Here is a 19,981-nt window from a genome sequence, read left to right as displayed (position 1 = left end):
TACGATCAGCGCAGCATCGACACAGCCGCCGGTCGTCCGGCTAGATTCAATGTCGCCACCGGCGCTGGCGAGCTTGCAATCCGGACACCACGGCGCCAGACGCCCAGGCGGGCGGCCTTCAGGCGCAGGGCTTCAATGGGGTTGTGGGCGTGCAGCAGCACAAAGTCTGCATTGCAACCCGCTTCCAGCCCGTAGCCTTGCAGGCCCAGCAGTTGGGCCGGGTTCCGGGTGATCGCATCAAAGGCCTGCTGCATGCCGGTGCGGCTCGTCATCTGCGCCACATGCAGCCCCATGTGGGCCACATCCAGAGCGTCGCCACTGCCCAGGCTGTACCAGGGGTCCATCACGCAATCGTGTCCGAAGGCGACGGTCAGGCCCGCGGCCATCAGCTCAGGCACACGGGTCATGCCACGGCGCTTGGGATAGGTGTCGTGGCGGCCCTGCAAGGTGATGTTGATCATCGGATTGCTGACCACGCCCAGCTGGGCTTCTGCCATCAGCGGTATGAGCTTGCTGACGTAGTAGTTGTCCATGCTGTGCATGGAGGTGAGGTGCGAGCCGGTGACACGGCCGCGCAGGCCCAGGCGCTGCGTGTGGTAGGCCAGGGTTTCGACATGGCGGGAGTGCGGATCGTCCGATTCGTCGCAGTGCATGTCCACGCGCCTGCCCTGCTCGGCTGCCAGCTCGCACAGAATACGTACGCTCTCGGCACCATCGGCCATGGTGCGTTCAAAGTGGGGAATGCCGCCCACCACATCCACCCCCATGGCCAGGGCGCGTTTGAGGTTATCAAGCCCGCCGGGGGTGCGCAGCACGCCATCTTGCGGAAAGGCAACCAGTTGCAGGTCGATGTAGGGGGCCACGCGCTTTTGCACGTCGAGCATGGCCTCCACGGGCAGCAGGCTCGGGTCGCTGGTGTCCACATGGCTGCGGATGGCCAGCAGGCCGCGCGCCACGGCCCAGTCGCAGTAGGCCAGGGCACGCTCCACCAGCGCCTCGTGCGTGAGCTGGGGTTTGAGCTCGCCCCACAGCGCGATGCCTTCGAGCAAGGTACCGCTTTCGTTCACGCGCGGCATGCCGTAGCTGAGCGTGGCATCCATGTGAAAGTGCGGGTCGACAAAGGGCGGGGTCAGCAGCAGGCCCTGGGCGTCCACCACCTCGTGTGCAGGCGCCTGCAGGCCTTCGGTCACTTCGGTGATCTTGCCGCCCTGCACGGCGATGGACATGCGCTGCCGGCCATCGGGCAGCGTGGCATTGGTGATGAGGAGATCGAGCATTTTTTGTCCTTTTAAGGTGCGTCTTGGTGCCAAACCGGCTTCTGGCGCACAACTGGCAAGCGCTGATTGCTATGAAAACAATAGTTCAGCGCTCACCCTTGCGATAGGGTTTCATCAGCGCCTGCGGATAGGCTGCCTTGCGGGCCACCAGCACCAGGGCCAGGATGGACAGCAGGTACGGCAGCATCAGGTAAAACTGGTACGGCAGCAGCCCGTCGCCCGACTGCTGCAGTCGCAGCTGCAGCGCATCAAAAAACGCAAACAGCAGCGCCCCCAATAGTGCCTTGCCCGGCCGCCACGACGCAAACACGACCAGCGCCACGCAGATCCAGCCACGGCCATTGATCATGTTGAAGAAAAAGGCATTGAACGCCGAGAGGGTAAGGAAGGCGCCCGCCACGCCCATCAGCGCAGAGCCCGCAATGATGCCGCCACTGCGCACCGCCATCACCGGAATGCCCTGCCCTTCAGCCGCCTGCGGGTTTTCGCCCACCATGCGCACGGCCAGGCCCAGCGGTGTGCGCATCAGCACCCAGGCGAGCAACGGCACCAGCAGCAGCGCCAGCAAGGTAAGCGCCGTCTGCTCGCCCAGAATCGGTATCGGCAGCCAATCCATGGCTTCGAACGGCGTGATGGTGGGCGGCGTGTTCACCTTCGGAAAACTCACGCGGTAGCCGTAATACGACAAGGCCGTGGCCAGCATGGTGATGCCCAGACCCGAGACGTGCTGCGACAGCGCCAGCCCTACCGTCAACCATGCGTGCAGCGCGCCAAACACCATGCCAGCAAGCGCCGCCACCAGCACGCCAGTCCACAGGCCATGGCCCGCATACACCGTGAGCCAGCCGGTGAAGGCCCCCGCCACCATGATGCCTTCGATCCCCAGGTTGAGCACACCGGCCCGCTCGCACAGCAGCACCCCCAGGGTGCCCAGCAACAACGGTGTGGCGGTGCGCAGCACGGCCACCCAGAAGGCACCATTGGCCAGAATGTCCATCAAATCGCTCATGCCGCACCTCGCACTGCAATACTCTCATTTCGATAGCAAATAGCGCTTACCAGATGGGCGCCAGCGGCTGTTTTTTCTAAAAACATGGCGCTTCTCACTTTCTGCGCAGGCGGTATTGGGTCAGCAGGCTGGCCACCAGCACCGACAGCAGCGACGCAGCCACGATCACATCGGCAATCGCATTGGGCACGCCCACGGCACGGCTCATGCTGTCGGCCCCCACCAGCATGCCGGCCACAAAGATGGCAGACGCCACCACGCCCAGCGGGTGCAGTCCGGCCAGCATGGCAATCACGATGCCGCTGTAGCCGTAGCCGGGCGACATATCGAGCGTGAGATAGCTTGTGCGGCCCGCCACCTCGATGGCCCCGGCCAGGCCCGCAAGCCCGCCTGACAGCAGCGCCACCAGCACCACCGTTCGGGTGACCGGCACACCTGCAAATGCGGCAGCGCGCGGGTTGGCACCGGCTGCGCGGATATCAAACCCCGCCACCGTGCGTTGCAGCAGCAGCCACAGCGCCACCGCCAGTCCCACGGCTACCGCCAAGCCGGTGTGCAGGCGGGTCTGCGGGATGAGCTTGCCCAATTCCAGATCGCCCTGCAGCGCCACGCTTTGCGGCCAGCCCATGGCCATCGGGTCCTTCATCGGACCGTCGAGCAGATAGGCCACGAGCAGCAGCATCACAAAATTGAGCAGCAAGGTCGTCACCACCTCGTCCACGCCCAGGCGCGTTTTCATCAGGGCCGGGCCCAGCAGCAAGGCTGCACCGGCCAGAGCGGCTGCCAGCAGCATCAGCGGAAAGAGCAGGTACATCGGCAGCTCGAACCCGGTGCCCCCATGCATGCCGCCCACGGCAACAGCCGCCACCGCGCCGGCATACAACTGGCCTTCCGCGCCAATGTTGAACAGCCGCGCACGAAAGGCCACGGCAGCGGCCAGCCCCGTCAGAATCAGCGGCACGGCGCGGGTGAGCGTCTCCGACAGCGCAAACAGCGAACCAAACGCGCCCTTGAACAGCGCCGCGTACGTGGCCCCCACGGGCGCGCCCGCCCACAGCACTAAAAGGCCGCTGACCAGCAAGGTAAACAACACAGCGCCCAGCGGCGCAGCCACCATGGCAGCTTTGGAAGGGGTGGGTCTTTTTTCTAATCGCATGGCAATCTCTCACGCCTCGCGAGCAGCGGGCACACCAGCCCCCGCCATCGCCAGGCCAATGGTTTCGCGGCTCCACTCGGCGTGTGGCAGCGCGGGCGACAGGTGGCCTTCGTGCATCACGCCAATGCGGTCGCCCAGGGCCAGCACTTCGTCCAGGTCGTCCGATATCAGCAGTACGGCAGCCCCTGCATCGCGCGCAGCCAGCAGTTGCTGGTGCACAAAGCGCACGGCGCCGATGTCGAGCCCCCAGGTGGGCTGGTGCGCCACGATGAGGCGCGGAGCACCCTGCTCTCCACCTGGGCCTTGCGCCTGTGGCGCCAGCAAGGCCCGGCCCAGAATCAGCTTTTGCATATTGCCGCCCGACAGTGAGCGCGCCGGCGCATCAAGCCCTCCGCCGCGCACATCAAACTGCGTGGATACGTGCTGGGCCTGGCTACGCGCTGCGGCGCGCCTCACCCAGCCCAGGCGCGAGAACCAGCGGCTGCGCAGCCGTTCGGAGACGGCGTTTTCCCATACCGGCAGATCGCCCACCACGCCCGTGCTGTGGCGGTCTTCCGGAATGCGCGCCACGCCCTGTGCCACCAGCGCGACGGGCGACGCGGGCATCGGCCGCCCCTGGTAGCTGACCGTACCGCTGCCCGCACGGCGCATGCCGCACAGCACATCGGCCAGCGCCACCTGGCCGTTGCCCGAGACACCGGCGATGGCAACGATCTCGCCCGCCCGCAGATCGAGCGATACATCGACGAGGCGGTCACGCGCCGTGCTTTTCTTGCTGAGCACTGTGTGTACATGGCTCAGCTGGCACACGCTGGCACCTACGCTCTGCGCAGGGCGGCGCTCGGGCAGGGCCACTGCCTCGCCCACCATCCATTGTGCGAGTTGCGCCTGTGTGGTGCCTGCCGTGGGTGCCTCGGCCACCAGCTTGCCATGGCGCAGCACGGCTACGCGGTCGGCCACGCGCAGCACTTCGCCCAGCTTGTGGCTGATGAAGATGATCGACAGACCCTGGGCCACCATCTGCGCCAGGGTGGCGAACAGCGCTTCGCTCTCCTGGGGCGTAAGCACGGCAGTGGGCTCGTCCAGGATCAGAATGCGCGCGCCCCGGTACAGGGCCTTCAGAATTTCCACCCGTTGGCGCTCGCCAACCGTCAGGCCCGCCACTCGCGCATCGGGCTGCACCGGCAGCCCGAACTGCGCGGCCACCTGCACCAGTTTGGCGCGTGCCTGCGCGGTGGCCGATGCCGGGCGCAGCAGCGATTCGCTGCCCACCATGATGTTGTCGAGCACGCTCAGGTTGTCTGCCAGCGCAAAGTGCTGGTGCACCATGCCGATGCCAGCAGCCAGCGATGCACGCGGCTGCCCGGGCGGCAGGGGCTGCCCATGCACATCGATATGGCCTTCATCGGCCACATAGTGCCCGAACAGGATCGACATGAGGGTGGATTTGCCCGCCCCGTTTTCGCCCAGCAATGCCACCACTTCGCCCCGGTGCAGGGTGAGCGAGATGGCATCGTTGGCAACCAGCGGGCCGAAGCGTTTGGTGATGCCGTGCAGCTGCAGTACGGGCAGATCGGGCTGCGCGGCGGAAGATGATGAAGGCGGCATGGTGTGGGGCACGGGAGCGCCGGTTGTGCACCGCTGTGGTGCTGGGTGCAGCTCTCTGGTGTCGGTTCACCAGAATGAATGATCAAGCGGAAAAAGAATAGCTAGCAGCGCTTGCGGCTATTGGTTTTTCATTAGAAAACCAATAAAACCCAATGCAGAAAAGCGCTATGCGCTATTCTTTTGATACCAAAGCGTGCGCAGGCCGCTCCGGGGTTGGCCCGTCACGCCCTGTGCACTGCACGCCGCCTTACTTGGCGGTGGATTTGGGCTGGGAGTCGTCCACCTTCACGGTGAACTTGCCAGCCAGAATGTCGGCTTCCTTGGCCTTGACCTTGGTCACCAGATCGGCAGGCACCTTTTTCTCGAAGGTACCGAGCGGCGCGAGCGACGAGCCCTTGTATTTCATCATCGAGTACGGGCCGTAGTCTTCCGCCTTGTAGCTGCCGTCCTTGACGGCCTTGATCGCGCGGTCCACGCTCGGCTCCATATGCCACAGGGCGGATGCAACCACAGTGTCGGGGTACTTGTCCTGCGTATTGATCACGTTGCCGATGGCGAGCTTGCCCTTTTCCTTGGCGGCATCGCTCACGCCAAAGCGCTCTGCGTAGAGCACGTCGGCGCCCTTGTCGATCATGGCAAAGGTCGCTTCCTTGGCCTTGGGCGGGTCAAACCAGCTGTTGATGAAGGTAACGGTGAACTCCACCTTGGGATTGGTCTCCCTGGCGCCCGCCATGAAGGCGTGCATCAGACGGTTCACCTCGGGGATCGGAAAGCCCCCGACCATGCCGATCTTGCCGGTCTTGGTCATGCCGCCAGCAATCATGCCGGTGAGGTAGGCAGGCTCCTGGATGTAATTGTCGAACACGCTGAAGTTGGGCGTCTGGATCTTGCCGGACGAGCCAGCCACGATGGCCATCTTGGGGAAATCCTTGGCTACCTTGCGGGCAGCGGCCTCCACGCCGAACACCTCGCCAAACATCAGCTGCGCGCCGCCGGTGGCGTATTCGCGCATCACGCGCTCATAGTCGGCATTGGCCACGTTCTCGCTGGATTTGTACTCGATCTCGCCACGCGCCTCGGCCGCCTTCAGCGCATTGTGGATGCGGCTGACCCATTGCTGCTCGTAGGGCACGGTGTAGACCGCCGCCACCTTGAGCTTGGCCTGCGCCAGCGCCGCCACAGGGCTGCCCGCCACGATGGCCGCAGGAATGGCTGCCAGACACGCTTGAACAATACGACGCCTTGTACTCATACCGAAAACTCCTTGTTGTGTAGAACGTCCACGGGGTCGAACCAGTGGCCAGGCGGTTTGCAGCAAGTTCCGTACCGGATGGAAACAGGGTCCCCCAAGCGCATTCACGCATTCACTTCGAGCGGCTGGGTCTCCCAGAGAGGCCCTCAGAGCCGCAGGACCTGCGATGCCACACCAGTGGCCTTTTCAACCGCCTTTTTGCAGGCGAAAAAAAAGCCGCGCATCTTTCGATTGCTGCGACTTGGATTGTGAATGCTTGGCCCCGGGTCGTACCGAGGGGAAACGACAGCTTGCACGCTCAAAATGCGCCAACGCTTTGCGCATATACGCAAAGCGTTGGAATTCTAACCAGAGAAAATGGCAGTCAGGTTATTTTTTGCCTGGATACGTGCGCTCGGCCATGGTCTGAGGCTATTCAAACCTGCGGGAGCCCGGTTTGATCGGATCACTCAGCGCCGCAGTTTCATCACCAGCGGCAGCACCACGCTTGCCATGCGCAGCAGCTTGCGCGGGCCCAGCAGCAGACCCAGGCCCACAGCACCCACACAGACCACCGGGTGCTGGCGGCCAAAACCAATCACGCGCTCCACGATGGAGCCGTGGCTCAGGGCATAGTCAGGGCCTGCATCGCGCCTCAGGGCCAGGGCCTGTTCGCGGGCAAGGCGGCGTCCATAGAGGCGCTCGCGCTGGCCCTGGATGCGCTCCAGCACGGCCCGCGCCTCGGGTTCTGCATCCTGCAGCAGCACCAGGTCGATGTCTTTGGTTTGTTCTTTCATCCATTGCTCCAGGCTTGTTTCACTTCTCCGCCATCCAGCACTCTCCGCCGCGCTGCCCGCTCAACCATGTGCAGGCGCGCAAATGCAGCATAGGCGCATCAGATGCGGCGCTTGGCAGCTTGCCAGTCCTTTTTCAGCACGGCCTTGGTCAGCTGGAACGGGTTGGTGGCTTTCTTGGCCGTCACCACCAGAAAGACCAGCACGCCGATCCACAGCACCAGCCAGACCGCTGCCACCAGCCAGGTCACCAGCATGCGGCTCTGCGTATCCCAGAAGGAGATGATGATGGCGCCCGAGAGCACCGTCAGCGCCACGATGGTGAGGCCGGCTACCACCAGGCCCATCACCACCATCCAGAGCATGTTCCGTTTCTGCTCCTGCCATTCGATGGACAACAGGTCCAGACGGTCTTCCGCCGCGATGGCCCCTTCGGCCAGCAGCGTACGCCCCCTCGCGAGGGTGTCTTCGAGCCCCAGCAAAGACAACCAGTTCATTGATGCTCCTCGATGGAAACAGGGCGTAGGCGCCCTGCTTTTCTTATTGAATCACACTGCTGGATCGGGCCACCGCGCCTGGGCGCGGCGCCGTCCATCAGCGGCGAGAGAAGATGAAACCGATCAGGGCACCGACTGCCAGGGCGGCACCTGCCACGCGCCATGGCTCGTCGTGCGCATAGCGGTCGGCAGCCAGCGCTGCTTCCTTGGCCTGGCGGGCGGCATCCTGCGCGGCGCGTACGGCGCTGTCGCGGGCATTGCCTGCGGAGTCTTCCAGACGGGCGCGCAGGGCGCGGATCTCGGGCACGCCGTCCAGATCCTTGCTGGACAGGACGCTGCGCACGTCACCCACCAACTTTTCCAGATCAGCCTGGGCGCTTTCTACGGTGTCGGAAAACAGATTCGATTTACGCATATTCATCATCCTTTTCTTGATCAGGCTTGGGAAACCATAGCTTACGTCAATCAGGCAGAGACCCCAACATGGGTCATGTTCTTCGAGCCCCCCTGCTGCGCAAATCCATGAGAGATGCACTTCAGCCGCGCAAGCCCCACAGCAAGCATCTGCGGCATCAGCTGGCTTACATGTTACCGGAGAACACAGCCCCCACGCGCCCAGCATGCACCCGCGTAGGTGTCAGACAAGGCCTACCGACCGGCCGTGCGCCACGGTGTGTGCGCTACTGCAGCCGCTGCGCCACCGCTTTTCCGATGGCCATGCAGCTGGTGAGACCCGGCGACTCGATGCCAAACAGCTGGACCAGCCCGGCCACGCCGTGCGTGCTGGCATCCTGAATCACGAAGTCAGCCGCGGGCTCGCCCGGACCGCTGATCTTGGGGCGGATGCCTGCATAGCCTGCTGCCAGCGCACCATCCTGCAGGCCTGGCCAGTAGCGGCGTACCTCGTCATAGAACACTTCGCCACGCGCAGGATCCACCAACAGATCGTCTGCACTCTCCACCCACTGCACATCAGGGCCAAACTTGGCCTGGCCGCCCAAGTCCAGCGTCAGGTGCACGCCCAGGCCGGCTGCCTCGGGCACCGGGTAGATCAGGTGCGAAAAAGGCGCGCGGCCGCTCAGCGTGAAGTAATTGCCCTTGGCATAGTGCGCCGCAGGAATGTGCTCGGGCGCCAGGCCCTCGAACCGGCGCGCCAGGTCGGGGGCCCACAGGCCTGCCGCGTTGACCACGGTCTGCGCCAGCAGTTGGGTGCCATCCTGCGCAGTGAGCAGAATGCCTTTGTGGCCGTCCACCGTCGCATTGCATTGCGCACCGGCCAATGGGCTGTTGAACACCACCATGCCGCCCGCGTTTTCCAGATCACCCTGCAAGGCCAGCATCAGGCCATGGCTGTCGACGATGCCGGTACTGGGCGAATGCAGCGCCGCCACGCACTCCAGCGCAGGCTCCATGGCGCGGGCCTCGTCACGGGAGAGCAGCACCAGGTCGTTGACGCCATTGGCGGCGGCGTGCAGGGCAATGCTGTCCAGCTTGGCGCGCTGCGCTTCGGATGTGGCGACGATCAGCTTGCCGCAGCGCTGGTGGGCAATGCCCCGCTCTGCGCAGTACTGGTAGAGCATTTCCTTGCCCTGCACGCACAACCGCGCTTTGAGCGAGCCTTGCGGGTAGTAGATGCCTGCGTGAATCACCTCACTGTTGCGCGAACTCGTGCCGGTGCCGATGGCATCCTGCGCCTCCAGCACCAACACCTCGCGCCCGGCGAGCGCCAACTCACGCGCCACGGCCAAGCCCACCACGCCTGCGCCAACCACGACGCAATCGACAACATCCACCACAATGCACTCCTGAATTCTTTTGATGCAGGGAGCTTACAGGCAGTTGGAGCGCACGCATGCAAAAAGCGCTGTCCGGCGCTGAAAATTGCCTGCCCCGCTCACCGCTGCATGGGACTGCGGCCCTTTACCCGCAGCAGGCCAAGGCAAAGAAAAAGCCGGCAAGAACCGGCTTTTGCTATCTATTTTGATGCCATGGCGCCCATCGTGCGGGCGCCAGCAGCAGCAATCAATATTACTTTTTGTTGTTGTAGTTGGCGATGCCGTCCACAACTTCCTTGTGCGCTTCGTCCACGCCCTTCCAGCCCAGCACCTTGACCCACTTGCCCTTTTCCAGGTCCTTGTAGTGTTCGAAGAAGTGGGAGATCTGCTGCAGCACCAGATCGTGGATGTCGCTCAGGTGGTTGATCTTGTCGTAGCTGGGCAGCAGCTTTTGCGTTGGCACGGCCAGCACCTTGCCGTCCACGCCCGACTCGTCTTCCATGTGCAGGATGCCGATGGCGCGGCAAGGCACGACCACGCCGGTAGGCAGCGGGAATGGCGTCATCACCAGTACATCGACGGGGTCGCCGTCGCCAGACAGCGTCTGGGGCACATAGCCGTAGTTGACGGGGTAGTGCATGGCGGTGCCCAGGAAGCGATCCACAAACACGCAGCCCGAATCCTTGTCCACTTCATACTTGACGGGAGCGGAGTTGGCCGAGATTTCGATCACGACGTTGAAGACTTCAGGTGCCTTGGCGCCAGGGGTCAGTTTTTCGAAGGACATGCGATTCCTTATGAGTCAAATGGTTGGGTGTCTGGAGCACGCCAGCGCCGATGAGGCCACAGGCTTGCGACCCGCAGGCCAGTGGCCGCAGCGTGCAAAACCCGATGATTTTAGGTGCATTGGCTGACACCTGGCTGAAAAAAGCCCGGACGCCGATGTCAGCCCTTCGTCAAACCCGTGACAGACCCGGGCCATTCCCGGTAGGCGCCCTGCCCATCCTGCGCTAAGGTGAGAACTGTTTTGCCGCTGCGCCGCAGCGGCACCCATGCACCCCAAACGCCATGCAACTGCACTACATCGCCAACGCCTCCGTGCCCTCCCTCTCGGGCAAGACCATTGCCGTCATCGACCCGTCCGATGGCCAGCAGTACGACGAAATCCAGCGCGGCAATGCCGAGGACATCGACCACGCCGTGCAGGCCGCCCGCCTGTGCTACCAGAACGTATGGGGCAAGCTGCCGCCGGTGGAGCGCAGCCGCCTGCTGATGAAGCTGTCGGCCAAGGTGCTGGAGCACGCAGACGAGCTGGCCGCCATTGAGCAGCGCGACTGCGGCAAGCCCACCAAGCAGGCCAAGGCCGATGCGGCAGCGCTGGCACGCTACTTCGAGTTCTATGCCGGCGCCTGCGACAAGCTGCACGGCGAAACCATTCCCTACCCGCAGGAATTCAGCGTACTGACTTGGCGCGAACCCCATGGCGTGACCGGCCATATCGTGCCCTGGAACTACCCGATGCAGATCTTTGGCCGCTGCGTGGGCGGTGCGCTGGCGGCAGGCAATGTCTGCGTGGTCAAACCCTCAGAGGACGCATGCCTGAGCCTGATCCGCGTGGCCCAGCTGGCGGCCGACGTGGGCTTTCCTGCCGGCGCCATCAATATCGTCACCGGCTACGGCCACGAGGTGGGCGATGCGTTGGCCCGCCATCCCGGCGTGGACCACATCAGCTTTACCGGCAGCCCCCGCATCGGCACCCTGATCGAACAGGCCGCTGCCGAGCGCCACTGCCCCTGCACCATGGAGCTGGGCGGCAAAAGCCCGCAGATCGTGTTTGCCGATGCGGACCTGGATGCGGCCATTCCCACCATCATCAACGCCATCATCCAGAACTCGGGCCAGACCTGCTCGGCCGGATCGCGCCTGCTGGTCGAACGCAGCATCTATGAAACCCTGCTCGCTCGCCTGGCCTCTGCCTTCGAGGCCTTGCGCGTGGGCCCGGCCACGATGGACCTGGACTTGGGCCCGCTGATCCGCCAGACGCAGCAGCAGCGCGTATGGGATTTTCTGAGCGATGCCCACAATGACGGCATCTCCATCGTTGCGCAGGGCCAGATCGTGGACGATGCCCCTGAAGGCGGCTACTACCAGGCGCCCACCCTGCTGCGCGATGTGCCGGTTGACCACCGCCTCGCGCAGGAAGAGGTGTTTGGCCCGGTGCTCAGCTCGATGGCCTTCGATACCGAGGAAGAAGCCATCCAGATGGCCAATGCCACCGAGTTCGGCCTGGTTGCCGGAGTCTGGACGCGTGACGGCGGCCGCCAGTTCCGCGTGGCAAAGCGGCTGCGCAGTGGCCAGGTCTTCATCAACAACTATGGCGCCGCAGGCGGTGTGGAGCTGCCATTTGGCGGCGTCAAATCCAGCGGCCATGGCCGTGAAAAAGGATTTGAGGCGCTGTACGGCTTCACCACACTGAAGACCGTGGCCATCCGCCACGGTTGATTTGCCCGGCTAAACTGCTATCAGTTTTGACTACCTGGCGCGCACCACGCGCGCGCCAGCGGCCGAGATGCTCTCACCCGACACCTTGACGCGCCGCCAAATGCCGCAATGCAACATGGCGGCGCGATTGTTTTTACAATAGCGGCATTGCCCGGCGTGCTTCTGCCTGCTTTCTGCCTGTTGGCGGCTCTTCGCGCCGCACTGCCCCCTGTCACTTGCTGCACAGACAAGAAGCCACAGCCGGGCGCATAGTGTCTCTATCGGCAGCAGCCCCACGGCAACGCCACCCACGCCTACAAGAACATGCCGCTTTCCCCCGTTGCCAACCGTATTCCCAAGCACCTGCGCGATGTGCGCTTTCGCAGTTTCGAGCGCGAGGACGGGCTGTGGGACATCGAGGGCGAATTGCTCGACACCAAGGCCTATGACCTGGTGCTCTCGGGCGAGCGCAAGCGCAAGGCGGGAGACGCCATCCACCATATGTGGATCCGCTGCACCATCAACACCGACCTCGTGGTGCAGGCCATCGAAGTAGCCATGGACGCGCACCCGCTTGGCGACTGCCCCCAGGCCCTGCCTGCCATGCAGAACATGGTGGGCTGCAGCATGGCACGCGGCTGGCGCAAGGCCATCGAGGCCAACCTGGGCAATATTGCTGGCTGCACCCATATGCGCGAGCTGCTCTTCAACATGGCCACCGCCGCCTTCCAGAGCGTGCACAAGGCCTTTGTATCGGCCGATCCGAACCAGCCGCCACGCCACCTGGGCCAGTGTGCTGGCTGGGATTTCAACGGCAGCGGTGTTGCGGCCATCTACCCCCAGTTTGTCGGCTGGCAACCGCTGGTGCGCCAGACCTCCCTGGCCGAAGCCGCCAAAGCCCCTGCTGCAGCGGATATGCCATCCGACCCCGGCAAGGCCAAGGCCTGACGCCGCACCTGGCACACCGTTGCCCCTGCGGCTCCATGTGCGCTATTCATTTCCTGCCATAGCGCCTGTTCATGCGGGCTGGCGGACCATCGCCCCCTCTGGCCTGCGGTACCATTGGCCTATGCCCCACCCCATCATTCCGCTGCGCGATGAGCGTCAACAGCCCCTTCCTGCCACCCGTCCGATGGTTGTGGCAGGAAGCCCGGCAGGCGGAGCAGCGGGCACCCAAGGGCCGCGCGACCAGCGCCAGCGCCCGTTGCGGGATTTGCGCATCAGCGTGACAGATCGCTGCAACTTCCGCTGCAGCTACTGCATGCCCAAGGATGTGTTTGGCAAGGATTACCAGTATCTGCCGCACAGCGACCTGCTCAGCTTCGAGGAAATCACCCAGGCTGCGCGCATCTTCGTGGGCCAGGGCGTGGGCAAGCTGCGCATCACCGGCGGCGAGCCTCTGCTGCGCAAGAACCTGGAAGCGCTGATCGAACAACTGGCGGCGCTCACCACGCCCGATGGCCAGCCGGTGGACCTGACCCTGACGACCAATGGCTCCATCCTCGCGCGCAAGGCCCGCGCGCTGAAGGACGCAGGCTTGAAGCGCCTGACCGTGAGCCTTGACAGCCTGGACGACACGCTCTTTCGCCGCATGAACGACATGGATTTCCCGGTCGCCACCGTGCTGCAAGGTATTGAAGAGGCGCAGGCCGTGGGCTTTACCAATATCAAGGTGAACATGGTGGTCAAGCGCGGCGTCAATGACCACGAGGTGACCGCCATGGCGCGCTACTTCCGAGGCAGCGGTGTCACCCTGCGGTTCATCGAATTCATGGACGTGGGCGCCACCAATGGCTGGCGCATGGAAGAAGTGCTGCCGTCCGACGAGTTGCTGGAGCACCTGCAGGGTGAATTCGAGCTGCTGCCGCTGGACGCCACTACACCAGGTGAAACCGCCGTGCGCTGGGGCTATGCCGATGCCAACGGCCAGCACGATGCCAGCCTGGGCGAGATCGGCCTCATCAGCAGCGTGACGCACGCCTTCTGCCACGCCTGCAACCGCGCCCGCCTCTCCACTGAAGGGCGCCTGTTCCTGTGCCTCTTTGCCAGCGAAGGCTGGGATCTGCGCAGCCTGCTGCGCGGCGGTGCCAGCGACGAGGACATCGCCGCTGCCATCGCCCACATCTGGGGCGAGCGCAACGACAATTACAGCGAGCAACGCAGCCAGCACCCCGAAATCGCCCAGTTGCGCAAGCGGGTGGAGATGAGCTATATCGGCGGCTGACGAGGCTGCGGCAGGCAAGCCTGCCTATATTGCATCAGTGATTCACATCAGTGATTCCGGCTTTTCCCCGCGCTCGTAGACCACATGGGCGCGGCCCACGATCAGTGGGTCGAGCTTGCCGATCTGCCCTGCATCCTTCTGGGCATAGGGCAGCTTGTGCAGCACGTAGCGCAGGGCATTGAGCCGCGCGCGCTTCTTGCAGTTGCTCTTGATCACCGTCCAGGGGTTGTCAGCGGTGTCGGTCTCAAAGAACATGGCCTCTTTGGCGCGGGTGTAATCGTCCCACTTGTCGAGGCTGGCCTTGTCAATGGGACTGAGCTTCCATTGCTTGAGAGGGTGGGATTCGCGCTCCTTGAAGCGACGGCGCTGCTCTTCACGGCTGACGCTGAACCAGAACTTGATGAGGTGCACACCCGACTGCACCAGATGGCGCTCGAACTCGGGCGCCTGACGCACGAAATCCTGGTATTCACGGTCCGAGCAAAAAACCATCACCCGCTCCACGCCGGCGCGGTTGTACCAGCTGCGGTCAAACAGCACAATCTCGCCCGCCGTGGGCAGGTGCTGCACATAGCGCTGAAAGTACCATTGCCCCTGCTCGGATTCAGACGGTTTTTCCAATGCCACCACACGCGCGCCGCGTGGATTCAGATGCTCCATGAAGCGTTTGATGGCGCCACCCTTGCCTGCCGCATCACGCCCTTCAAACAGGATCACCACGCGCTCCCCCGTGGTCTTGACCCAGCCTTGCAGCTTGAGCAGTTCCACCTGCAGGTTGAATTTTTCCCTCTCGTAGACCGAGCGGCGCAACAGGTTCTTGTAGGGGTAACCGCCATCGCGCCAGCCGGGAGCCAGTTCTTCGTCAGGGTTGGTTTTGTCAATACCTTGTGCATCTGCGCCGCTGAATGCACGCCGCAAGGCTTCGCGGTCATCTGGCGAAGCGCCGTCGAGCAATGTACGCAGACTCTTTGCACGCTCTGCGGCGGATTGCCCGGACTTGTTGTCAGCAATGTGCAGCACAGCCGACACCAGCTCCTGCCGCGCTCCCGAGGTGGCCTTGCTTTCGACATGGGCAGCGATGGCCTGGCGAGTAAGTGCCGGCGGCGTATCACCGGCTGCTGCGGCCCGGACTTCGCCAGTGGCGCGGCGAGATGCGCGGGGTGGGCGGGAGTTGGTTGCCTCGCTATTGGCCTGGCCAGATACGGTTTGGCGGACGGAGGACGGTGTTCGTGCTTTACGCGCGGTCATGAGTAGACGCCTTTTGATATACATCTTCTATTAAAAGGCTGTGCCTGCACGCTGCAGTGCAGCAACAGCCACCCGATCAAACATCATGCTTAGCGGCAAAGGCTTGCCTTTGATTTGCATCAAACGTCACTGAGCACTTACACCCATAGGGTCTGCTCAATTTCAAATCTAGTTAAAGCATGATCCTTGTCACCAGTACGCAACCAGCTATCAAAATAAAAGCGATTGAATGAATTTATGTGCTCCAACAGGACCGTGCGAATCGCCACAGCCCGGTAACATGAAATTTCTTACAGGCAATTGCTGACAGGAGCGACTGGCAGGCACGGCAAGGCCGATGGCAGTGACGGCAGCGCGTACACTGAGCCAGTTCCGGTGGTCAGTGATTTCATGGCGTGCCTGAGCGCTCCTTGCCTGTTTTCTATCGCAGGCGGCAGGTGCTGCTCTCCAACCCAAAATCGCCCCCATTGCGCACCTACCCGTCACCTTCAGCTCCTTCATCATCAAAACAATGCCAGCCATCCCCTTGTCCATTCCCCGCGAACAGATCACCGGGCTGGTTTTGTCTGGCGGCCAGGGCTCGCGCATGGGCGGGGTGGACAAAGGCCTGCAACTGCTGGCGGGCAGGCCATTGGCTGGGTGGGCGGCAGAGCGGCTGGCGGCGCAGACGGGCCGGGTACTGGTCAATGCCAACCGGCATCTGCAAGCCTATGCGGCGCTGGGCCACACGGTGATCACCGATCTGGTGCCTGCCGCCTCAGCGACGGCAGACGCCCCCGCCGAACCCTACCCCGGGCCGCTTGCAGGGTTTGCAGCGGGGTTGGATGCCTGCCGCACCCCCTGGCTGTTGACGGTGGCCTGCGACACACCGTTTTTTCCGGCCGACCTGGCAGCCGAGCTGGCGCGGGCGGCTGTTCGCGATCAGGCGCTGGTTGCGATGGCCTGCACTCGCGGCCCCGATGGCCGCCTGGCCCAGCCTACGTTCTGCCTGCTGCATGCCAGCCTGGCGGCGAGCGTGCGCAGTTTTGTAGATTCCGGCGGCCGCAAGGTCCGTCAGTGGGCGGCGCAGCACCCGATGGTGATGGTCGAGTTCAACGATACAGCCGCCTTCTACAACGCCAACACGCTGCAGGAGTTGGAGATACTGGCCCGCCAATGCCCCGTTAACGGCGCAGAAGGATGATCCCAATCCGGCATGGGTATAAGGCCGATGCTCGCAATCTGCTATCAATTGAATAGTCGCAAATATGCTTACCCTGGAGACCGCATGACTTTCGCTAACCAGCATCTGGCGCAGGAGCCCAACCGCGCCGAAGTGGACACGCTGCCCGGCCACACCGTGATTGAGTTTGGCACCCCTTGGTGCCCGCACTGCCTGGGCGCACAGCCGCTGATCGAAGCGGCACTCTCCCCACGCGCCGATATCCGCCACATCAAGGTGGAGGACGGCCCGGGCAAGCCACTGGGGCGCAGCTATCGCATCAAGCTGTGGCCGACCCTGGTGGTGCTGAAAGACGGGCAGGAAGTGGCGCGCGTGGTGCGCCCCACCGATGCCGCCGCCATTGCAGCAGCCTTGGCCCCACTGGGCGCAGCGCTTGGAGCTACACCCTTCTCCAGCTAAACAGGCTTGATCGAAAAGGCGGCGCTGGGCGCTGTCGGGTCTTCGGGCGACACGCCAAAATACATGACTCCGGCGCCGTGCAGTTGCACGGTCTCGCGGCGCACCACAGTAGCGGGGCTGCTGCCAAAGGTCAGCCAGGTGCCGTAGCGGCTCAGATCGGTGAAGATCAGATTGCCGCCGCGCCAGTCGATGCGGCCATGCTGGCGAGAGACGCGGCGGTCCAGAACCACCCATTCCGAATCGGAGGAGCGTCCGATGAAAATCGGCATTTCGTGGGTTTCGAAGACCCTTTCGACCCCGCCGCTGGCCAGACGCAGCCGCACCTGCACCACGGTTTCCTGCCGCATGGGCAGCGAGGAGTCGTAGGCGGTGATCACTTCCTGGGCTTCGGTGTCACTCCACTGCACCTGGTAGAGCATGTGCTGCTCGGATTTGCCGCGCACCTCCATCCAGCCCATGGGCACAAAGGTGGTGTCGGCGCGGGAGCCTGATTCCATGGTCGACGCGCTGGCCCAGATTTCGCGGTGGCTGGCCTTTTCACACAGGCGCGAGGCCATGTTGACCGAGTCCCCGTAGCAGTCGCCCTCCATCAGCACCACCTCACCAGTGCTCATGCCCACGCGCACATGGAACTTCTGCGTCGGGGGCAGCGAATCCCATTGGCCGTAATGGCGGCGCATCAGCATGGTCATGGCGCTCACGGCCAGCCCGCTGCTGTTGAAAATGGCCAAAACCCCGTCACCCAAGGTTTTGACGACCCGCCCGCCCGCTTGCACGACGACTTGCTTGAATGCATCCGTCATGCCTGCGACCGCCCGCGCAGCCCGCTCATTGCCCAAGGTTTCGAACAAAGCAGTACTGCCCGAGATATCGATAAATACCACGGTGGCGACAGTTGTCATGGATAGTTCACGCGGATGCGGTCACCTCCTCCCTCGGAGCGCCTACACCCTCAAAGAATTGTTATTCCGCATATTACACCGCAAACCGGGGTCCATATCCAAGCTGATTCGCTCGCACAGCATCAACAAATCTATGCCGCAGGCCGTGCCTTGCGGTAAATCTGCAGCCGCCGCTGCATGGCGCGGTGCAGCAATGCGGCAATACCGCTACATATGCCCCCAATAGATCAGGGCGTCGCGCCCTTCCACGCTGAGCGAGACCTGCGCCCCGACCGGCAGCACCACCTTGGTCGGCACATGGCCAAACGGCAGGTTGGTGAAAATCGGGATGGTCACTTGGTTGCGTAGCCATTGCACCACGGTGGCCAGCTTGTAGCCTTTGTCGTGCGCATTGAGCTTGTAGTCGCTGAACTGACCGAGCACCACCGCCTTTTGCTGGGCCAGAACACCGGCATGCAGCAAGGTGATCAGCATGCGTTCGATCTTGTACGGCGTCTCTCCCACGTCTTCAATAAACAACACCCCATTCTTGATCTTGGGCAGGTACGGCGTGCCCGCCAGCGACGCCAGCATGGCCAGATTGCCGCCCCACAGTGTGGCTTTGGGAATGTAGGTTTCCGCGTCCGCAGACGGGCCCTGCACGGTACCCGCGCGCTCTGCCAGCGTGCGCCAGCCAGCGCCTTCGCCGTGGCCCATCAGCAGGTCTTCAAAGCAATCGAGCATGATGTCGTCCATGCCCTCTTCTGCGCCGATGTCGGCCACCAGCGACGGCCCGGCCCACGTCACCGCCTTGGTTCGGACATACAGGGCCATCTGCAAGGCCGTGAAGTCGCTCAGGCCCACCCATTGCGTACCGGCCTCGATGGAACGGGCAATCTGCTCATAGTCGATGCGGTGCAGCAGGCGCGAGATGCCGTAGCCGCCGCGCGTCATCATCGTCACGTCGGCGCCGCTGGCCGCTGCGCGCGCAATGGCCGCCAGGCGCGTGTCGTCGTCTCCGGCAAACCGTGTCCAGGAGTCGAGGGCCGCAGGGTCCACCTCCACCGTGTGTCCCAGCTCCTTGAGCCTTGCAACGCCGCGGCGAAAGCCCTTTTTGTCGCGTACTGCGCCTGACGGTGAATAGATGTAGATGCTGCGCGGGCCAGCGTGGTGGTTGTGGTCGCAATGGGCATGGTCGCATGGGCCGTCATGGTCAAGCGAGTGGTTGTCGTGCTGATGCATGGTGCGCGGTCGATAAAAGCTTGGCAGACAGGTCTGCCCGGATCATGGATAGAAGTTCGCAGCGCACACAATAGCGTAGCGCCGCGCTGCCAAAGGGGCCTGCCTTCAAGGCAGCAACCATAGGCTTGTTTCAAGAATGGCTCGCATTATGCGCTCAGGCCACCTGGCCCGGTTGCCAAAACGTGTTTGCGATCTGAGGCAACTGCCGCACGCAGCAAGCCTTACCGGATCTGGATCAGGCTGAAAACGCCGTGTACGCCGCTCACACCCTCCGTGATGGCGATGGCGCGGTCTCGCAGGTCTGGCGAAGGAAGGGTACCTTCCAGTGTCACCATGGCATTGCCAGTTTGCACCTGCAGCATGCGCAGATCGTCGTTTTGGGTAGCGGCCAGCGCATCACTCACAGCAGCAGATATCGCATCGTCTTCCGCCAGCACCCGCTGGCGGCTGGCGGTCTGCTCAACCGTCGCATTCACCCGTGCTCCGGAGCTGCGCAGCTTCTGGTGCAGGCCGTGCACCCATTGCGCCACCTGCTGGCCGGTGCCCATGGCATCCGCCTCGACAAGCCACCATGGCGCAGCAATGCCCAAGGCGACAGCCACGCACAGACCGGCACCCGCCAACCACAGACGAGCACGCCCGGATTGCCGTGTCGGATCAGCGTTGCGCAAACGGTGAGGCGGGGCCTTTCGGTGCGGAGGCATACAGTCAAAGAGAGCGGATCGTTAATGAAAGCGTTGAGTGTAGATTGTTGGCGATCCTGGCGGTCTTGCCCAGCCTTGTCAGCCAAATGCTGCAACTGAAACCTTGGCTACACATTTGTCCACGATTTCTTCATGCGGCCAGCCGCGGTACGGCTCGCCCCCTCGGCAGCGTCCCTGAATCCATAGAACGCTGTCGCATAAATCCACGGCTTGCGGCAGGCCTGCCCGCCATA

21 protein-coding genes are annotated in these 19,981 nt (G+C 63.4%); 6 read left to right on the top strand and 15 right to left on the bottom strand.

Annotation, left to right across the window (positions count from 1 at the left end; translation table 11 throughout):
* Positions 1-5: 5 nt before the first annotated feature.
* The 9 genes from ABIE32_RS13255 to ABIE32_RS13215 all read right to left on the bottom strand — a co-directional run bounded on the left by ABIE32_RS13255 (position 6) and on the right by ABIE32_RS13215 (position 9,368).
* Entirely contained in the window at positions 6-1,277 is a 1,272-nt protein-coding gene (locus ABIE32_RS13255; protein WP_429016782.1) for an amidohydrolase family protein, read from the bottom strand.
* Positions 1,278-1,362: 85 nt separating this feature from the next.
* Positions 1,363-2,286 carry an ABC transporter permease gene (locus tag ABIE32_RS13250; RefSeq protein ID WP_429016779.1) on the bottom strand — a complete coding sequence of 308 codons (924 nt, stop codon included), beginning with the start codon at positions 2,284-2,286 and terminating at the stop codon, positions 1,363-1,365.
* 94 nt (positions 2,287-2,380) lie between these two features.
* A complete protein-coding gene (locus tag ABIE32_RS13245) occupies positions 2,381-3,442 on the bottom strand; it encodes an ABC transporter permease (protein WP_429016777.1) in 1,062 nt (353 codons plus the stop codon).
* A gap of 9 nt (positions 3,443-3,451) precedes the next feature.
* The gene (locus tag ABIE32_RS13240; protein ID WP_429016775.1) at positions 3,452-5,050 is read right to left on the bottom strand and encodes an ABC transporter ATP-binding protein; all 1,599 of its coding nucleotides are present in this window, start codon (positions 5,048-5,050) and stop codon (positions 3,452-3,454) included.
* A 247-nt stretch (positions 5,051-5,297) separates the two neighbouring features.
* Positions 5,298-6,302: a BMP family protein gene (locus ABIE32_RS13235; RefSeq protein WP_429016773.1), complete on the bottom strand. Its 1,005-nt coding sequence runs from the start codon at positions 6,300-6,302 to the stop codon at positions 5,298-5,300.
* Positions 6,303-6,751: 449 nt separating this feature from the next.
* Positions 6,752-7,078 (bottom strand): hypothetical protein, encoded by a 327-nt coding sequence (locus ABIE32_RS13230; RefSeq protein WP_224152310.1) that lies wholly within the window; start codon positions 7,076-7,078, stop codon positions 6,752-6,754.
* Between the two features lie 98 nt (positions 7,079-7,176).
* Positions 7,177-7,572 carry a phage holin family protein gene (locus ABIE32_RS13225; RefSeq protein ID WP_224152309.1) on the bottom strand — a complete coding sequence of 132 codons (396 nt, stop codon included), beginning with the start codon at positions 7,570-7,572 and terminating at the stop codon, positions 7,177-7,179.
* 97 nt (positions 7,573-7,669) lie between these two features.
* Positions 7,670-7,987 carry a DUF883 family protein gene (locus ABIE32_RS13220; protein ID WP_224152308.1) on the bottom strand — a complete coding sequence of 106 codons (318 nt, stop codon included), beginning with the start codon at positions 7,985-7,987 and terminating at the stop codon, positions 7,670-7,672.
* Between the two features lie 265 nt (positions 7,988-8,252).
* Positions 8,253-9,368 carry an NAD(P)/FAD-dependent oxidoreductase gene (locus ABIE32_RS13215; RefSeq protein WP_429016769.1) on the bottom strand — a complete coding sequence of 372 codons (1,116 nt, stop codon included), beginning with the start codon at positions 9,366-9,368 and terminating at the stop codon, positions 8,253-8,255.
* A gap of 56 nt (positions 9,369-9,424) precedes the next feature.
* Here ABIE32_RS13215 and ABIE32_RS13210 point away from each other — a divergent pair, with 56 nt between their 5' ends.
* Entirely contained in the window at positions 9,425-9,556 is a 132-nt protein-coding gene (locus ABIE32_RS13210; protein ID WP_429016767.1) for a hypothetical protein, read from the top strand.
* 44 nt (positions 9,557-9,600) lie between these two features.
* Here the strand turns inward: ABIE32_RS13210 and ppa are convergent, their stop codons facing one another.
* Positions 9,601-10,134 (bottom strand): inorganic diphosphatase, encoded by a 534-nt coding sequence (gene ppa, locus ABIE32_RS13205; protein WP_224152306.1) that lies wholly within the window; start codon positions 10,132-10,134, stop codon positions 9,601-9,603.
* A 281-nt stretch (positions 10,135-10,415) separates the two neighbouring features.
* On the opposite strand from ppa, the gene ABIE32_RS13200 reads away from it, so the two are divergent.
* From ABIE32_RS13200 to moaA, 3 genes are all read left to right on the top strand, one after another.
* Positions 10,416-11,849 carry an aldehyde dehydrogenase family protein gene (locus tag ABIE32_RS13200; RefSeq protein ID WP_429016765.1) on the top strand — a complete coding sequence of 478 codons (1,434 nt, stop codon included), beginning with the start codon at positions 10,416-10,418 and terminating at the stop codon, positions 11,847-11,849.
* A 303-nt stretch (positions 11,850-12,152) separates the two neighbouring features.
* Positions 12,153-12,776, top strand: coding sequence for a DUF2889 domain-containing protein (locus ABIE32_RS13195; protein WP_429016763.1), 624 nt, complete (start codon positions 12,153-12,155; stop codon positions 12,774-12,776).
* A gap of 121 nt (positions 12,777-12,897) precedes the next feature.
* Positions 12,898-14,052 carry a GTP 3',8-cyclase MoaA gene (moaA, locus tag ABIE32_RS13190; RefSeq protein ID WP_429016762.1) on the top strand — a complete coding sequence of 385 codons (1,155 nt, stop codon included), beginning with the start codon at positions 12,898-12,900 and terminating at the stop codon, positions 14,050-14,052.
* A 42-nt stretch (positions 14,053-14,094) separates the two neighbouring features.
* Here the strand turns inward: moaA and ppk2 are convergent, their stop codons facing one another.
* Together ppk2 and ABIE32_RS13180 are read right to left on the bottom strand one after the other, a co-directional pair.
* Positions 14,095-15,300 (bottom strand): polyphosphate kinase 2, encoded by a 1,206-nt coding sequence (ppk2, locus tag ABIE32_RS13185; RefSeq protein WP_429016761.1) that lies wholly within the window; start codon positions 15,298-15,300, stop codon positions 14,095-14,097.
* A 210-nt stretch (positions 15,301-15,510) separates the two neighbouring features.
* A complete protein-coding gene (locus ABIE32_RS13180; RefSeq protein WP_429016759.1) occupies positions 15,511-15,822 on the bottom strand; it encodes a hypothetical protein in 312 nt (103 codons plus the stop codon).
* Here ABIE32_RS13180 and mobA point away from each other — a divergent pair.
* Both mobA and ABIE32_RS13170 read left to right on the top strand, forming a co-directional pair.
* The gene (gene mobA / locus ABIE32_RS13175; protein WP_429016757.1) at positions 15,812-16,483 is read left to right on the top strand and encodes a molybdenum cofactor guanylyltransferase MobA; all 672 of its coding nucleotides are present in this window, start codon (positions 15,812-15,814) and stop codon (positions 16,481-16,483) included. The genes ABIE32_RS13180 and mobA overlap by 11 nt on opposite strands.
* Positions 16,484-16,567: 84 nt before the next feature.
* The gene (locus ABIE32_RS13170; protein WP_429016756.1) at positions 16,568-16,921 is read left to right on the top strand and encodes a thioredoxin family protein; all 354 of its coding nucleotides are present in this window, start codon (positions 16,568-16,570) and stop codon (positions 16,919-16,921) included.
* On the opposite strand, the gene ABIE32_RS13165 is transcribed toward ABIE32_RS13170, so the two are convergent.
* The 3 genes from ABIE32_RS13165 to ABIE32_RS13155 form a co-directional block, all read right to left on the bottom strand.
* Positions 16,918-17,823, bottom strand: coding sequence for an adenylate/guanylate cyclase domain-containing protein (locus ABIE32_RS13165; RefSeq protein ID WP_429016753.1), 906 nt, complete (start codon positions 17,821-17,823; stop codon positions 16,918-16,920). The two genes, ABIE32_RS13170 and ABIE32_RS13165, sit on opposite strands and share 4 nt — an antisense overlap.
* Positions 17,824-18,030: 207 nt before the next feature.
* Positions 18,031-19,044: an LD-carboxypeptidase gene (locus ABIE32_RS13160; protein ID WP_429016750.1), complete on the bottom strand. Its 1,014-nt coding sequence runs from the start codon at positions 19,042-19,044 to the stop codon at positions 18,031-18,033.
* A gap of 221 nt (positions 19,045-19,265) precedes the next feature.
* Positions 19,266-19,748, bottom strand: a complete 483-nt coding sequence (locus tag ABIE32_RS13155; RefSeq protein ID WP_429016747.1) for a BON domain-containing protein — start codon at positions 19,746-19,748, stop codon at positions 19,266-19,268.
* Positions 19,749-19,981 lie beyond the last annotated feature (233 nt).

It is taken from the genome of Comamonas sp. 4034, assembly GCF_050434545.1.
In the GTDB taxonomy this organism is placed as follows: domain Bacteria; phylum Pseudomonadota; class Gammaproteobacteria; order Burkholderiales; family Burkholderiaceae_C; genus Comamonas; species Comamonas odontotermitis.
This window is presented reverse-complemented; position numbering and strand designations above follow the sequence as displayed.

Excerpts from the sequence above, each read along its gene's own strand:
- ABIE32_RS13255 (WP_429016782.1), bottom strand. The coding sequence starts at position 1,277 with ATGCTCGATCTCCTCATCACCAATGCCACGCTGCCCGATGGCCGGCAG.
- ABIE32_RS13180 (WP_429016759.1), bottom strand. The coding sequence starts at position 15,822 with ATGGCTGGCATTGTTTTGATGATGAAGGAGCTGAAGGTGACGGGTAGG.
- ABIE32_RS13240 (WP_429016775.1), bottom strand. The coding sequence starts at position 5,050 with ATGCCGCCTTCATCATCTTCCGCCGCGCAGCCCGATCTGCCCGTACTG.
- ppa (WP_224152306.1), bottom strand. The coding sequence starts at position 10,134 with ATGTCCTTCGAAAAACTGACCCCTGGCGCCAAGGCACCTGAAGTCTTC.
- ABIE32_RS13250 (WP_429016779.1), bottom strand. The coding sequence starts at position 2,286 with ATGAGCGATTTGATGGACATTCTGGCCAATGGTGCCTTCTGGGTGGCC.
- ppk2 (WP_429016761.1), bottom strand. The coding sequence starts at position 15,300 with ATGACCGCGCGTAAAGCACGAACACCGTCCTCCGTCCGCCAAACCGTA.
- ABIE32_RS13245 (WP_429016777.1), bottom strand. The coding sequence starts at position 3,442 with ATGCGATTAGAAAAAAGACCCACCCCTTCCAAAGCTGCCATGGTGGCT.
- ABIE32_RS13220 (WP_224152308.1), bottom strand. The coding sequence starts at position 7,987 with ATGCGTAAATCGAATCTGTTTTCCGACACCGTAGAAAGCGCCCAGGCT.
- ABIE32_RS13155 (WP_429016747.1), bottom strand. The coding sequence starts at position 19,748 with ATGCCTCCGCACCGAAAGGCCCCGCCTCACCGTTTGCGCAACGCTGAT.
- ABIE32_RS13225 (WP_224152309.1), bottom strand. The coding sequence starts at position 7,572 with ATGAACTGGTTGTCTTTGCTGGGGCTCGAAGACACCCTCGCGAGGGGG.
- ABIE32_RS13195 (WP_429016763.1), top strand. The coding sequence starts at position 12,153 with ATGCCGCTTTCCCCCGTTGCCAACCGTATTCCCAAGCACCTGCGCGAT.
- mobA (WP_429016757.1), top strand. The coding sequence starts at position 15,812 with ATGCCAGCCATCCCCTTGTCCATTCCCCGCGAACAGATCACCGGGCTG.
- ABIE32_RS13230 (WP_224152310.1), bottom strand. The coding sequence starts at position 7,078 with ATGAAAGAACAAACCAAAGACATCGACCTGGTGCTGCTGCAGGATGCA.
- ABIE32_RS13170 (WP_429016756.1), top strand. The coding sequence starts at position 16,568 with ATGACTTTCGCTAACCAGCATCTGGCGCAGGAGCCCAACCGCGCCGAA.
- ABIE32_RS13200 (WP_429016765.1), top strand. The coding sequence starts at position 10,416 with ATGCAACTGCACTACATCGCCAACGCCTCCGTGCCCTCCCTCTCGGGC.
- ABIE32_RS13210 (WP_429016767.1), top strand. The coding sequence starts at position 9,425 with ATGCAAAAAGCGCTGTCCGGCGCTGAAAATTGCCTGCCCCGCTCACCG.
- moaA (WP_429016762.1), top strand. The coding sequence starts at position 12,898 with ATGCCCCACCCCATCATTCCGCTGCGCGATGAGCGTCAACAGCCCCTT.
- ABIE32_RS13165 (WP_429016753.1), bottom strand. The coding sequence starts at position 17,823 with ATGACAACTGTCGCCACCGTGGTATTTATCGATATCTCGGGCAGTACT.
- ABIE32_RS13160 (WP_429016750.1), bottom strand. The coding sequence starts at position 19,044 with ATGCATCAGCACGACAACCACTCGCTTGACCATGACGGCCCATGCGAC.
- ABIE32_RS13235 (WP_429016773.1), bottom strand. The coding sequence starts at position 6,302 with ATGAGTACAAGGCGTCGTATTGTTCAAGCGTGTCTGGCAGCCATTCCT.